Raw genomic sequence first — 13,887 nt, 5'->3', positions numbered from 1 at the left:
GACGCTTGACGCAAGGCCAAGGTGCTGTAGGGTTTTCGTAGTTTAAAGAGGTTTTCCATGCGCATTTTCCCGGCCCTGTCCATTCTTGCTGCCCTTGCCCTGTCGGCCTGCCAGTCGGGGCAGAGCAAGAGCGCGTCGCTTGGCGCGGCCGGTTTCTGCGATCGCTTGACCGGCTGGCGATCGGTCGAGGGGGATGCAGACACCAAACGCGCCGTGACCCGGCCAGAAATGTGCGCGCTCAGTCAGCCCGGTGCGTTGTGGTTCAAGTCGAAACAGGTCAGCACGCGGCTGCGTGGGCGCGAATACTGGCTTTTGGTGCCGCCCAGCGACCCGCATCTTGGCGGTTCGGCCATCACTGGCTGGGATCTTCAGGTGCGGCCCTTCAGCTATGCGCACGAGTATTACTTGGTGCGAAATGATGGTGCGCGCCTTCAACCCGCCATTGCCCAGAATGATTGCCCGCGCAAGGCGGTTGGCTTGGACTGGGTTGAAGGCGGCACGCGCTATTGCTTGACCAACTAGGTCTGCTGGATCAACTGCGCGGGTCCAACAGGCGTGCCATCACCGCGTCGGGGGTGATGCGCCCGACGGATTGGCCGTCTTGCATCACGCTGATTTCGGTTTGGCCTGCCAGTGCTTTCATCACCGCGTCCACCTGATCAGCAATATCGACGGAGACGGGCGCGGCTGACGCCCCGCTTTCCATCACGTCGCGCGCGGTCAAAACGCCCAGCGGGTTCATATGGGCAACGAAGTCCGCCACATATTCGTTCACAGGGTTGGTGAAGATGTCGCGGGGCGTGCCGCATTGAACGATGCGTCCGCCCTCCATGATCGCGATGCGATCACCCAATTTGAACGCTTCATCCAGATCGTGGCTCACGAAGATGATGGTACGTTTCAGGCGTTGCTGAAGCTCGATCAATTCGTCCTGCAAACGGGCGCGGATCAGCGGGTCAAGGGCCGAGAACGGCTCGTCCATCAGAAGGATCGGCGCTTGGGTGGCAAAGGCACGGGCCAGGCCCACACGTTGTTGCATGCCGCCCGACAACTCTCCGACCTTGCGGTTTGCCCATTCGCTGAGATTGACCAGCTCTAGCTGTTCGTCCACGCGGGCCTTGTGTTCGGCTTTGGCCATGCCAGCCAATTCCAGCCCAAGCCCGACATTTTCGCGAACAGTGCGCCACGGCAGGAGACCGAATTGTTGGAATACCATTGCCACGTGGTTCTGTCTGATACGGCGCAGAGTGGCGGCATCGGCATTGGTAACATCGACTAAGCCGCTGCCGTCATTCACCCGAACGCAGCCGCGCACCACGGGGTTCAGCGCGTTCACACCGCGCAGAAGCGTAGATTTGCCCGAGCCAGACAGGCCCATCAGCACAAGAATTTCGCCCTCGGCCACGGAGAGCGAGCAGTTATGCACGCCCAGCACCTGACCGGTTTCGGTCTTTACCTCCGAGCGGTCCTTTCCGGCATCCATTCCGGGCAGGGCACTTTCCGGCTTGTCGCCGAATACGATCGAGACATTGTCAAATTCTACAGCAGTCATGATCAGACCTCCCGTTCCACGCGCAGCATTCGGTCAAGGGCAATGGCGACGGCCACAATGACCAGTCCGCTTTCAAAGCCCAGCGAGGCGTTCACCGTATTCAGCGCGCGCACCACCGGAACACCAAGGCCATCCGCGCCAACAAGGGCGGCGATGACGACCATCGACAGAGACAGCATGATGGTCTGGTTCAAACCTGTCATAATCTGCGGGAAGGCCGACGGAAGTTCGATCTTCCACAAGGTTTGCATTCGGGTTGCACCAAAGGCTTGGCCTGCCTCGGTCAGCGCCTTTGGCACTTGGCTGACGCCCAGCTGGGTCAGGCGGATCGGGGCGGGGATAACGAAGATGAAAGTGGCGACAAGACCGGGCACCATGCCGATGCCAAACAAGACGATCATAGGGATCAGGTACACGAAGGTCGGGATGGTTTGCATCATATCCAGAACCGGCAAAATCGCTTGGAAGAAGCGCGGGCGGTGGGCGGCATAGATGCCGATTGGCACACCAACCCCCATGCAAAACAGGACCGAGAAGACAATCAGTGTCAGGCTTTCTGTTGTTTCTTCCCAGTACCCTTGATTCAGCACATAAAGGAAGCACAGCACAACGACGACCACACGGCCCCAGCTGCGCTGAATGTAAAAGGTCAGCGCACCCAGCATTGCCACGATCAATAGGGCGGGGGGGTACTGCAACAGCCAAAGGAACCCGTCAATTCCGTTGCTGAGCACCTCGTCGACGAAATCGAAGAAGGGGCCAAATGCATCGGTCAGCCAGTCAAACCCATCCGAGATGGTTTTGCCGACTGGAATTTTGGTGTCTGTCAGCCAGTTCATGGGATCCTCAGGAATTGCAGGCAATATAAAACGCGCGAGGATTCGACCTCGCGCGTTTCAGCATCTTGGATGTGGCTTACATGCCCAGCGAAGCTTTGACAGCAGCCACAGCATCGCCACCGTCTTTGGTGGTCACACCGTCCAGCCAAGCCATGAACGCATCAGGGTTGGCCGACAGCCACGCTTTGGCTGCATCAGCGGGATCTTGGCCGTCATTCAGGATGGCGCCCATAATCTCGTTCTCCATCGCCAGCGAGAAGCTGAGGTTTTGCAGAAGCTTACCAGTGTTGGCGCATTCAGCTACGTAACCAGCGCGGGTGTTTGTGTCGACCACGGCACCACCCAGATTCGGGCCGAAGAAATCATCGCCACCGGTCAGATAGGACATCTCGAAATTGGCGTTCATCGGGTGGGGTTCCCAGCCGAGGAAGACGATCGGTTCGTCTTTTTTGTCGGCGCGCGCAACCTGTGCCAGCATCCCCTGTTCCGAGCTTTCAGCCACTTCGAAACCTTCCAGACCGAAGGCATTCCCGTCGATCATCGACTGGATCAGGCGGTTGCCGTCATTGCCCGGCTCGATGCCATAGATCTTGCCTTCCAGAGCGTCTGCTTGGGCGGCAATGTCAGCAAAATCTTTGATGCCAAGATCAGCGGCGGCTTTGTTGACGGCCAGCGTGTATTTTGCGCCTTCCAGGTTGGTGCGCACGGTGTCGACGGTGCCAGCTTCGCGGTAAGGTGCGATGTCGGCTTCCATGGTAGGCATCCAGTTGCCCAGGAATACGTCAACGTCACCTTCAGCCAGCGACGTATAGGTCACGGGTACGGACAGAACTTTGATGTCGGTTTCATAGCCCAGAGCCTCCAGAACAACGGAAGTTGCGGCAGTCGTCGCGGTGATGTCGGTCCAGCCTACATCCGAGAAGGTCACGGTGTCGCAGTGACCATCTGCAAAGGCGGTCGTGGCGACAGCCGTAAGTGCGATGGCGGAAAGAGTGGATTTGAGGTTCATAAGTTCGCTCCCTGTTTTTGGTGCGGTTTCTTGCTTGGCCGGGGCCTGCGCGCGCAGACCTCTCGGCGGGACCCTAGCGCAGGTAGCGCAAAGGTGGAACCGGCTTCATTGGTGCAGACGGTGCTTTTTATTGATTGACGAGTCAATTAAAAAAAGCAACCCTGTCGTACCGCAATTCGGAGAGGCACATGCCAAAGCTGGGGATGGAACCCATTCGAAAAGGCGCGCTGGTGCAGGCCACGATCGACGAGATCGGCCGCGCAGGAAGCCTTGACGTGACTGTGACGCAAATTGCCAAACGTGCTGGTGTCTCCAGCGCTTTGGCGCATCACTATTTCGGCGGGAAGGATCAGATCTTTCTAGCCGCGATGCGCCATATTTTGTCTGTCTACAGTGCGCAGGTGCGCGCCGCCGTTTTGGGCGCAAAGACACCACGTGAGCGGGTCGAGGCAATTATTCGCGCGAACTTCGAAGCCGGCAACTTTCGCCCTGAAGTGATCAGCGCTTGGCTGAATTTTTATGTGATGTCACAAAGCAATGACGGTGCGCGGCGACTTCTTCGCGTTTATCAGCACCGGCTGCATTCGAACCTTGTCTATGATCTGCGCCCATTGGTGGGCGAGGATGCGCACGAGGTTGCAGACACGCTCGCGGCGATGATCGACGGGCTGTATATCCGCCACGCCCTTCGTGAAGAAACCCCAAGCGGCAAACGCGCCTGTGATCGCGTTCTGGCTTGCCTCGATATTATTCTGGAGACCCACGCATGACCTCCCCAAACATTCTGATCATCATGGTGGATCAGCTGAATGGCACGCTGTTCCCGGATGGCCCGGCAGACTGGTTGCATGCTCCGAATCTGAAGAAATTGGCAGAGAAATCGGTCAGGTTTCAAAACGCCTATACCGCCAGCCCGCTTTGTGCGCCGGGGCGGGCCAGCTTTATGTCTGGCCTTCTGCCGCGCCGCACCAAGGTATATGATAATGCGGCTGAATTCGCATCCGACATTCCGACCTATGCGCACCACCTGCGCCGTGCAGGTTATCAGACCGCGCTGTCGGGTAAGATGCACTTTGTTGGCCCTGATCAGATGCACGGGTTCGAGGAACGCCTGACCACCGATATCTACCCCGCTGATTTCGGCTGGACGCCGGACTACCGCAAGCCGGGCGAGCGGATCGACTGGTGGTACCACAATATGGGTTCCGTCACCGGGGCAGGGGTCGCCGAAATCTCGAACCAGATGGAGTATGATGACGAGGTTGCGTACAACGCCTGCGCCAAGCTTTATGATCTGGCCCGTGGCCATGACGAACGCCCCTGGTGCCTGACGGTCAGCTTCACCCATCCGCATGATCCTTACGTGGCGCGTCGCAAATACTGGGACCTCTATGAGGATTGCGAGCACCTTCTGCCCGCGGTGCCCGCCAAGGCATACGAGGATCACGACCCGCACGCACAGCGGATTTTCGACGCCAACGATTGGCGCAATTTCGATATCACCGAAGAAGATATCCGCCGCTCGCGCCGCGCCTATTTCGCCAATATTTCCTATCTCGACGACAAGGTCGGCGAGCTGCTGGATATTCTGGAAAGCACCCGCCAAGAGGCCATCATTATGTTTGTCTCGGATCACGGCGACATGCTGGGCGAGCGTGGATTGTGGTTCAAGATGAACTTCTATGAGGGGTCGGCGCGTGTGCCGTTGATGATCTCGGCGCCGGGGATGAAGCCGGGATTGGTCGAGACGCCAGTGTCTACACTGGATGTGACCCCAACGCTGGCCGATCTGGCCGGGATTTCTTTGGAAGAAGTGAAGCCGTGGGTCGATGGTGAAAGCCTCGTGGGTTTGACAAAAGGTGAAGAGCGCATCAGCCCGGTGGCGATAGAGTATGCCGCCGAGGCGTCATACGCGCCGCTCGTGTCCCTGCGCTATGGCAAGTGGAAATACAATCGCTGCGCGCTGGACCCGGATCAACTGTTCGATCTGGAAGCCGACCCACATGAGTTGGTGAATCTGGCCGAGGATCCGGCGCATGAAGGTACGGTAAATTCACTGCGCGCGAAATCCGAAGCTCGCTGGGATCTGGACGCTTATGACAACGAGGTCCGCGAAAGCCAGGCCCGCCGCTGGGTCGTCTATGAAGCGCTGCGCAATGGCGCCTATTTCCCCTGGGACTATCAGCCGCTTCGCAAAGCCTCGGAACGCTACATGCGCAACCACATGAACCTCGACAATGTTGAAGAAAACGCGCGTTTCCCCCGTGGCGAGTAACCCCTGACCTGACGGAAAGACAATGCAAGCAGAATATATCATCGTTGGCGCTGGCAGCGCAGGATGCGCAATGGCGTATCGGCTGGCGGAAGCAGGCAAGCGGGTGCTGGTGATCGAACATGGCGGCACCGATGCCGGGCCGTTCATTCAGATGCCGGCGGCGCTGAGTTATCCGATGAACATGAAGACCTATGATTGGGGCTTCCAAACCGAACCCGAGCCGCATCTAGGGGGCCGAACGCTGGTGACCCCGCGCGGCAAGGTTGTTGGTGGGTCCAGCTCGATCAACGGGATGGTCTATGTGCGCGGCCACGCCAAGGACTTCGACCACTGGGCGGAACAGGGCGCGGATGGCTGGTCCTATGCGGATGTACTGCCCTATTTCAAGCGGCAGGAAAGCTGGCATGACAGCGGTCATGGTGGCGATGCAGATTGGCGCGGCAAAAATGGCCCGCTGCACGTCACGCGCGGCCCGCGAAAGAATCCCCTTTTCCATGCCTTTGTCGAAGCGGGGAAGCAGGCCGGTTATGAAGTGACCGACGATTACAACGGCCAGAAGCAAGAAGGCTTCGGCCCAATGGAGCAGACCGTCTGGAAAGGGCGACGCTGGTCAGCGGCCAATGCCTATCTCCGCCCCGCGCTAGAGCGTGAGAACTGCGAACTGATCCGCGCCTTCGCCCGCAAGATTGTCATCGAAGATGGCCGCGCGGTGGGGGTTGAAGTTGAGCGTGGCGGTAAGATCGACGTGATCCGCGCCGAGGCCGAGGTGATCATCGCCGCAAGCTCGATCAACTCACCCAAACTGCTGATGCTGTCGGGGATCGGGCCTGCAGCCCATCTGCAAGAACATGGGATCGAGGTCGTCGCAGACCGCGCTGGTGTGGGCCAGAACCTGCAGGACCACCTTGAGGTCTATATGCAGTATGCGTCGAAAAAACCGATCACGCTGTACCGCTATTGGAACCTGTTCTGGAAAGGCCTGTTGGGTGCACAGTGGCTGTTCACCAAAACCGGTTTGGGCGCGTCGAACCAGTTCGAAAGTGCGGCCTTTATCCGTTCGAAAGCCGGTGTCGAATACCCGGATATTCAGTATCACTTCCTGCCGATTGCCGTGCGCTATGACGGGCAGGCGGCAGCCGAAGGTCACGGTTTTCAGGCCCATACCGGCCCCATGCGTTCGCCTTCGCGCGGGGAAATCACGCTGAAATCGGCGGACCCGAAAGAAGCCCCACGGATTTTCTTCAATTACATGTCGACCGATCAGGACTGGGAGGATTTCCGCACTTGTTTGCGCCTGACCCGCGAGATCTTTGCTCAGAAAGCCTTCGAGCCCTATGTGAAACACGAGATCCAACCCGGCGTGAATTATCAGTCGGATGACGAACTGAACGACTTCATCCGCGAACATGCGGAAAGCGCCTATCATCCCTGTGGCACCTGCCGCATGGGTCGCGCTGACGATCCAACGGCCGTTGTCGATCCTGACCTGCGCGTGATTGGCGTCGAAGGGCTGCGGGTTGCTGACAGTTCGATCTTCCCGCGTGTCACCAATGGCAACCTTAACGGCCCGTCGATCATGGTGGGCGAGAAGGCTTCGGATCATATTCTTGGACGTCGTCTGCCCTCTGCGAATGACGAACCGTGGATCCATCCGGATTGGCAAAATTTGCAGCGATAATCGCGCGGTTTGATCCCTGTCAAAGCGGGGGAAGCTTGCCCGGCGCAAACTTCCCCTGACTTTAGGCTAAGGAGACACGCGAATGTCACACACCCCCCACGAGCTGAATGAAGAATTCCCAGAATATCTCGATAAAATGAGCGATCTAAAGCAGTCGGATGCGCATTTCTCAAAACTGGCGGACGAGTACCACGAGCTGAATCGTGCAATCCACCGCGCCGAAACCAATGTCGAGCCAACCGATCAGTTCAATGAGGAAGACATGCGCAAGAAACGCGCGACCTTGAAGGACGAGATTTATCGCATGCTCTCGGTCGCATAAGTATCGTTCAGATCAAAGACAAAAGGCCGGGAAATTGCCCGGCCTCACTATTTCCTGTGGATCTTTTCCAGCCATTTACGCAGCGGTTTTAGTACATTGGGTCGCCAGATTGACGTGTGCCCAGCTTGCGGGCGTGCGGCTAAAACCTTGTTTTTAGCTGGCGAAAGCTGGTGTAATCGCTTGCCCATATGAAACGGGACTGTGCGGTCCTTTTGGCCGTGCATGATGAAGGTTGGAGGTTTCACATTCTTGATAAAACGTTTCGACGGCCAAAGATCGTTGCGCCCCGCCACGAATGGCAGAAGGACTGGGTTCTTGGCCGCGGTCAAGTCAATCAAAGATGTATACGGGGCTTGCAAGATTATTGCAGTAGGCGGGTTGGCGCGCCCCGCTTTACTTGCCGCGAGCGCCAGCGCCACACCTGTGCCAAGGCTTTCGCCCATCAATATGATCCGCTTGCTGCCTGTCATCTTTGGGATGTCGCGATAGAGGCTATTTGCCAGTATCTGGATTTTCTGGCGGCTGGGTTTACCTTTGCTGCCTGCCATCCCCGGATAGGCCATAGCGACGACCCCATAACCCTGGTCCATAAACCAGCGGAACTTATGGCTGCGCGAGTACAGGTTCCCGGCTGATCCGGGCAGGTACATCACCGTTGGCTTGCCATTTTTTGGTTTCGCGACCCAAAGGATTAACCCCTTGTAGCGAACCTCGCTTAGGCGTTTGTCGGCATTGGTCGGGTTGCGATACTTCGTGCCAAATTGATAGAAAATGCGGCGCTCGATCTGAGTGGCGATGCTTTCCGCGCGCGCAAGGCTTGGTCCCACGGTGACCAAAACGGATAGCGTCAGCAACGCAGTAAGCAGAATCTTTTTCATCATGTGATCTCGTACGGAAGGGTTCCGCGCGAATATGGGTCGACTTGTAGTCTGCGTTCAAGGGGAGGAACCGATCGTTGGTGACATAGCTGCCGTTCGCAGATCCGACACGAGATACCGATAGGCTCAAATGCGGCATCATTCGACGTGTCGAAATCGTCGGCATAGACCAAAGCATCGGCGTGTTTCACCTCGCATCCCAACCCGATGGCATAGCGGCGGACAGGGGCATCGAAGCTCCCTCCGGATTTGGTGACGTTCCGGGCCAAGCAGAAGTATCGCACACCATCTGGCGTCTGAGCCAGCTGGCGTAAGAAACGCCCTGGAGTTTCAAAGGCTTGGTGGACATTCCACAAGGGACACGCACCGCCGAAGCGGGCGAATTGCAACCGCGTGGCAGAGTGACGCTTGGTGATCGTGCCCGCCTGATCTACGCGTACGAAAAAGAAGGGAATACCTTTTGATCCGGGACGCTGCAGGGTCGAGAGGCGATGCGCGATTTGCTCGATTGATGCACCAAAGCGATCTGCCAGCCGTTCAAGGTCGTGGCGGGTTTCGTGAGCGGCGGCAAGAAACTGCTCATACGGCAAAAGCGCGGCGCCCGCGAAGTAGTTGGCGAGCCCCAGCTTGGCGATGGCGCGTGCCTCGTCTGTTTGAAAACGCGCGAAGTCCAAAGTGGCTTCCAGCAGCGCGTCCTGCGTCAGAAGCGCCACCTGCATCAGCAGTTGGAACTCTTGTGTGGCGCGGGGCGGGCGTGTGGAAAGGGTCAGCTCTCGGCGTTCGACATCATAGCTGCGCACTTTGTCCACATCTTTGCGGACCAATGTGATTCCGCGCTCTTTCAACACAGCTTCTGCCATCGCGGCTTGGGTTAACCCGCGTGCGGTCCCGGTTGTTGCGAAATGCTCGGCGGCGCGATCCACGGCATCGATGTAGTTGTCGCAATAGTGAAAGAAATCGCGGACCTCCTCCCACGGGCTTGCTTGGTTCGGAGTGTCATCAACACCGATGTTCTGATCCATGGATGCAAGGCGTTCATGGCCAAGCCTGTAAGCGCGATGCAGCTCTAACAACGCATGGGCAAGGGCAGGGGCATTCGACGCCGCCAGCCGTAAATCGGCCAAAGGGGGAATGTCGGAAAATACAGGGTCGGCGAATGCCTCGCGCATATCTGTCACCAACCGTTCCGCGTCGCCCGTGGACAGTTCTGCGACGTCAAAGCCAAATTCTTGTGCCAAGGCCAGCACCACACCGGTCGACACCGGGCGGTTATTATTTTCCATCTGGTTCAGATAGGGCAGGCTGACGCCCAGCTTTTCGGCAAAGGCTTTCTGGGTTAGGTTTAAACGGGACCGGATCTCCCGCAGTTTTACACCGGCATAGAGTTTCTGCGTGGCCATGGCGTTGCTTAACCCACTCGCTTTGCAAATTTCGTCATCTTCCGGCGTATCATTTGCAAACTATGCGGGTCAAAGATATTCCGCTGTCGTCAGGACACGCCAAGCCGCCGCTCGCGCCGAATGACGCCCAGCATCACGATAACGGCCAGCAGGGCCGAGGTGAGCATCACCCACAGCAGAGGCATTGGCGACATCCCATCGCCCAGTGCGAACCCTGCAAAGGCGGAAACGCCTGCGCCTCCGATCATCATCAATGTACCGCTCAGGCCAATGGCGCTGCCCGCCAATTCCGGGCGGACGCTCATGATCCCGGCATTTGCCGATGGCAGTGTGACGCCATTGCCCAGCCCGACAAGGATCATGGCGCCGAAGAAAATATACTCGGATCCACCGCCTAGGGCGAAGATCACCATCGCAGTGATCATGCCAAACGCGGTGATGATCGCGCCGGCAAAAATCATGCGGATCATGCCCACGCGAACGGCGAAGCGGCCGGACAGAAAGTTTCCGGCAAAATATCCAGCGGCAGGCGCGCCGAAGAAGTATCCAAGGCGTGAAGGCTCCATCCCATAAATTTCACTGCCCACATAGGGTGCGCCGCCCAAATAGGCAAAGAACGCGCCCGAGGTCAGGGTCGCGGTCAGGCAATAGCCCCAATATCTGGGGGACATCAGTAGCGAGGGGTAGGCGCGAAACTGGGCTGCGAAGCCATCAAACTGGCGCTGGGCGGTTTCCCCCATATCGCGCCACAGCAGCGCCAGCGCCATAAGCCCCGTCAGGCTTTGCAGCCAGAAGCTGGCCTTCCAGCCATAATGTTGATCAAGCAAACCTCCCAAACCGGGGGCAAGCATGGGCACCACGGACATGCCCATCGTGACGTATCCGATCATGGATGCCGCCTGATCACCTGGAACCATGTCGCGTATGGCAGCGCGGGACAGCACCATGCCAACCGCTACGGTGGCCTGCATCATACGAAATGCCAGAAAGCTGTAGACATCCGGCGCGACGATGCAGCCGAATGTTGCGATAATATAGATCGCAAAGCCGGACAGGATAATGGGGCGCCGCCCATATCGGTCTGACAGTGGTCCGACCACAAGCTGCAAGGCGCCGTTTACAAACAGATAGAGCGCAACAGACAGCTGGATCAGGTGGTAATCAGCCTGAAAATACCGCGCCATACCGGGCAGGGATGGCAGGAAAACATTCATCGACACCGCAGCCATCGCTGCCACGAAGGTCAGGGTGAAAAGAGTTGGCGGTGTGCTGGGATCCAGAAAACGTGTGTTTTGCGCTGGACTGGCGTCTTTAAGTTGCATGATACAGAGCTATGCGCAGTGCCTTGGGCTGTCCAGTCGTTTCGTATCGCTGGGCCGGATTGGGTGAAAGTTTGCAGATTTCCAATTTGCACACCTTCTTCTGCATCATATTTGCAAATTCGCCCCTTTTTGCTTCACGCAACGGGGCGCACAGGCTAGTTTGCAGCGAAATCAAGGAGTGCCGCCACATGAAAGATATCCTCCAAGAACTTGAAAGCCGCCGCGAGAAAGCCCGCCTTGGGGGCGGTCAGCGACGGATTGATAGCCAGCACAAGAAAGGCAAGCTGACCGCCCGCGAGCGTGTCGAGCTGCTGTTGGACGAGGACTCGTTTGAAGAGTTCGATATGTTCAAAGCCCATCGCTGCACCGAGTTTGGCATGGAGGCCGACAGGCCTGCTGGCGACGGTGTGATCACCGGCTGGGGTACGATTAACGGCCGACTGGTCTATGTGTTTTCGCAGGACTTCACCGTTTTTGGTGGTTCGCTGTCGGAAACGCACGCTGAAAAGATCTGCAAGATCATGGATATGGCGATGCAGAACGGTGCGCCTGTGATTGGGATCAACGATTCGGGTGGTGCGCGTATTCAGGAAGGCGTGGCATCGCTTGCCGGTTACGCCGAGGTGTTCCAGCGCAACATCATGGCCTCGGGTGTGGTGCCGCAGATTTCGGTGATCATGGGGCCGTGCGCTGGTGGTGCGGTGTATTCACCCGCCATGACCGACTTCATCTTCATGGTGAAAGACAGCTCGTACATGTTCGTGACGGGGCCTGACGTAGTGAAAACCGTGACCAACGAAGTGGTGACAGCCGAGGAGCTTGGCGGCGCCTCGACTCATACCAAGAAATCCTCGGTCGCTGACGGTGCATTCGAAAATGACGTCGAGGCCCTGTCGGAAGTACGTCGTTTGGTCGACTTCCTTCCTTTGAACAATCGTGAAAAACCACCGGTCCGCCCGTTCTTTGACGATCCGGCCCGCGTGGATGACAGTCTGGACACGCTGATCCCGGACAACCCGAACTCGCCCTATGACATGAAAGAGCTGATCACCAAGCTGGGTGACGAGGGCGATTTCTTCGAGATCCAGGAAGACTATGCCAAGAACATCATCACCGGCTACATCCGCCTGGAAGGGCAGACCGTAGGCGTTGTGGCCAACCAGCCGATGGTTCTGGCAGGGTGCTTGGACATCGACAGCTCGCGCAAAGCAGCCCGCTTTGTCCGCTTCTGTGATGCGTTTGAAATTCCGATCCTGACTTTGGTCGACGTGCCGGGCTTCCTGCCGGGCACCAGCCAGGAATATGGCGGTGTGATCAAACACGGCGCGAAGCTGCTGTTTGCTTATGGCGAAGCCACTGTACCCAAGGTCACGCTGATCACGCGTAAAGCCTATGGTGGTGCCTATGACGTTATGGCGTCCAAGCACCTGCGCGGAGACTTCAACTATGCTTGGCCGACCGCGGAAATCGCGGTGATGGGTGCCAAGGGTGCGACCGAGATCCTTTATCGTTCGGAACTGGACGATGCCGAGAAGATCGCGCAGCGCACGCAGGACTATGAAGATCGTTTTGCCAACCCGTTTGTGGCCGCCGAGCGTGGCTTCATTGACGAGGTCATCCAGCCGCGGTCCTCGCGTCGCCGGATCAGCCGTGCCTTTGCATCGCTGCGTGGCAAAAAGCTTCAGAACCCCTGGAAGAAGCACGACAATATTCCGCTGTGATCATGGGTCGCACGGCGGGATATCTGGGCCTTTTTGGCCTGACCGGGGTGGCAGCACGTGCTGCTGTCACCCTGGCCCTATCTCTTGCTGCGCCCACGATGTTGACAGCATCCGAAGATGATTGGGCCGAAGGCATGTCACTGGATGTGCCCTCGGGTCAGCCTGTCACCCTGCTTGAAATCAATCATCAGGATGGCAACCGGGGGGGATCGGCGATACATGTTCGATTTCTGGCCCCCGAAATCGCGCGCGACACGGGACGCATCGCGTTCTCGCAAGCGGAAGAGGATATGGCCGTGATCTGTCAGGACTATGTGCTGCCGCACCTGTCCAAGATCACAGAAACCGAGCCAGAGCAGATCGTGATCGTTCTGGCAGATCGTTGGGTCGAGTTCGGCGTCTCGGACATGGACGCGACCCAGTTTTTCGAAGCCTTCCGCCCCGAAAATGGGGTGTGTGTTTGGGATGGGTTCTGATGGCACTTCCGTATATGCTGAAACATAAAGGGTTCCCCGGGCGTCTGCCGGGAACTGACTTTCAATTTACAATTCGTCGCCCCAGTAAGACGGGGGCCACAAAGCTGGCCGCGCGCGAGCGCTATGCCGACCGCAAGCCTGCCGATCGCCGGGCAGATAACGGGTTTATGAAAGCGTTGTGGGACTATTTTGGCGATCAGCCGTTCGAGCGTGGCAATTTGGATGCTGGGCGATTGTCCTGGCTGTTTGAACGCGAAGTTCTGCCGGCGCAGGATCCGTTCGATGCTGAAGACTACGAAGCCCTTTTGATGATTGACGAAGCGCGCGCACGTGCTGCGTTCCCGGATGCGTTTGAGGAACAATAGGCATGATTTCGCCCGCATTGGATACGAACTGGCAAAAAACAGCCCAACGA

At 57.7% G+C, this 13,887-nt stretch carries 14 protein-coding genes; 8 read left to right on the top strand and 6 right to left on the bottom strand.

Translation table 11 applies throughout. The features are described from left to right. Positions 1 to 57 precede the first annotated feature (57 nt). Entirely contained in the window at positions 58 to 522 is a 465-nt protein-coding gene (locus FIL88_RS15025) for a hypothetical protein (RefSeq protein ID WP_142854700.1), read from the top strand. 10 nt (positions 523 to 532) lie between these two features. On the opposite strand, the gene choV is transcribed toward FIL88_RS15025, so the two are convergent. From choV to FIL88_RS15010, 3 genes are all read right to left on the bottom strand, one after another. Continuing rightward, a complete protein-coding gene (gene choV / locus FIL88_RS15020) occupies positions 533 to 1,552 on the bottom strand; it encodes a choline ABC transporter ATP-binding protein (RefSeq protein WP_142854699.1) in 1,020 nt (339 codons plus the stop codon). A gap of 2 nt (positions 1,553 to 1,554) precedes the next feature. Beyond that, positions 1,555 to 2,391: a choline ABC transporter permease subunit gene (gene choW / locus FIL88_RS15015; RefSeq protein WP_142854698.1), complete on the bottom strand. Its 837-nt coding sequence runs from the start codon at positions 2,389 to 2,391 to the stop codon at positions 1,555 to 1,557. Positions 2,392 to 2,467: 76 nt separating this feature from the next. Next, entirely contained in the window at positions 2,468 to 3,400 is a 933-nt protein-coding gene (locus FIL88_RS15010) for a choline ABC transporter substrate-binding protein (RefSeq protein ID WP_142854697.1), read from the bottom strand. 188 nt (positions 3,401 to 3,588) lie between these two features. Here FIL88_RS15010 and betI point away from each other — a divergent pair, with 188 nt between their 5' ends. From betI to FIL88_RS14990, 4 genes are all read left to right on the top strand, one after another. Continuing rightward, positions 3,589 to 4,170 carry a choline-binding transcriptional repressor BetI gene (gene betI, locus FIL88_RS15005; RefSeq protein WP_142854696.1) on the top strand — a complete coding sequence of 194 codons (582 nt, stop codon included), beginning with the start codon at positions 3,589 to 3,591 and terminating at the stop codon, positions 4,168 to 4,170. Beyond that, positions 4,167 to 5,675, top strand: a complete 1,509-nt coding sequence (gene betC, locus FIL88_RS15000; RefSeq protein WP_142854695.1) for a choline-sulfatase — start codon at positions 4,167 to 4,169, stop codon at positions 5,673 to 5,675. The genes betI and betC overlap by 4 nt, the downstream gene beginning before the upstream one ends. A gap of 22 nt (positions 5,676 to 5,697) precedes the next feature. Next, on the top strand, positions 5,698 to 7,353 hold the full coding sequence (gene betA, locus FIL88_RS14995) for a choline dehydrogenase (RefSeq protein ID WP_142854694.1): 1,656 nt from the start codon (positions 5,698 to 5,700) through the stop codon (positions 7,351 to 7,353). 82 nt (positions 7,354 to 7,435) lie between these two features. After that, positions 7,436 to 7,675 (top strand): YdcH family protein, encoded by a 240-nt coding sequence (locus tag FIL88_RS14990; protein WP_142854693.1) that lies wholly within the window; start codon positions 7,436 to 7,438, stop codon positions 7,673 to 7,675. A 47-nt stretch (positions 7,676 to 7,722) separates the two neighbouring features. Here FIL88_RS14990 and FIL88_RS14985 read toward each other — a convergent pair whose 3' ends face one another. The 3 genes from FIL88_RS14985 to FIL88_RS14975 all read right to left on the bottom strand — a co-directional run bounded on the left by FIL88_RS14985 (position 7,723) and on the right by FIL88_RS14975 (position 11,275). Further along, positions 7,723 to 8,556 carry an alpha/beta hydrolase gene (locus FIL88_RS14985; RefSeq protein ID WP_142854692.1) on the bottom strand — a complete coding sequence of 278 codons (834 nt, stop codon included), beginning with the start codon at positions 8,554 to 8,556 and terminating at the stop codon, positions 7,723 to 7,725. After that, positions 8,553 to 9,953, bottom strand: coding sequence for a helix-turn-helix domain-containing protein (locus FIL88_RS14980; protein ID WP_142854691.1), 1,401 nt, complete (start codon positions 9,951 to 9,953; stop codon positions 8,553 to 8,555). The genes FIL88_RS14985 and FIL88_RS14980 overlap by 4 nt, the downstream gene beginning before the upstream one ends. A gap of 89 nt (positions 9,954 to 10,042) precedes the next feature. After that, positions 10,043 to 11,275, bottom strand: a complete 1,233-nt coding sequence (locus FIL88_RS14975; RefSeq protein WP_142854690.1) for a multidrug effflux MFS transporter — start codon at positions 11,273 to 11,275, stop codon at positions 10,043 to 10,045. 188 nt (positions 11,276 to 11,463) lie between these two features. On the opposite strand from FIL88_RS14975, the gene FIL88_RS14970 reads away from it, so the two are divergent. From FIL88_RS14970 to FIL88_RS14960, 3 genes are read left to right on the top strand one after another with little or no spacing between them, the layout of a single operon-like run. After that, complete coding sequence (locus tag FIL88_RS14970) at positions 11,464 to 12,996, top strand: acyl-CoA carboxylase subunit beta (protein ID WP_142854689.1); 1,533 nt, start codon at positions 11,464 to 11,466, stop codon at positions 12,994 to 12,996. Between the two features lie 2 nt (positions 12,997 to 12,998). Continuing rightward, the gene (locus FIL88_RS14965) at positions 12,999 to 13,472 is read left to right on the top strand and encodes a DUF6497 family protein (protein ID WP_142854688.1); all 474 of its coding nucleotides are present in this window, start codon (positions 12,999 to 13,001) and stop codon (positions 13,470 to 13,472) included. 14 nt (positions 13,473 to 13,486) lie between these two features. After that, on the top strand, positions 13,487 to 13,837 hold the full coding sequence (locus FIL88_RS14960) for a hypothetical protein (RefSeq protein ID WP_142854738.1): 351 nt from the start codon (positions 13,487 to 13,489) through the stop codon (positions 13,835 to 13,837). The last annotated feature ends 50 nt before the right edge of the window (positions 13,838 to 13,887 follow it).

The organism is Aliiroseovarius halocynthiae, assembly GCF_007004645.1.
In the GTDB taxonomy this organism is placed as follows: Bacteria; Pseudomonadota; Alphaproteobacteria; order Rhodobacterales; family Rhodobacteraceae; genus Aliiroseovarius; species Aliiroseovarius halocynthiae.
The sequence above is the reverse complement of the archived record's forward strand: the minus strand, read 5'-3'. Positions and strand labels throughout refer to the sequence as shown.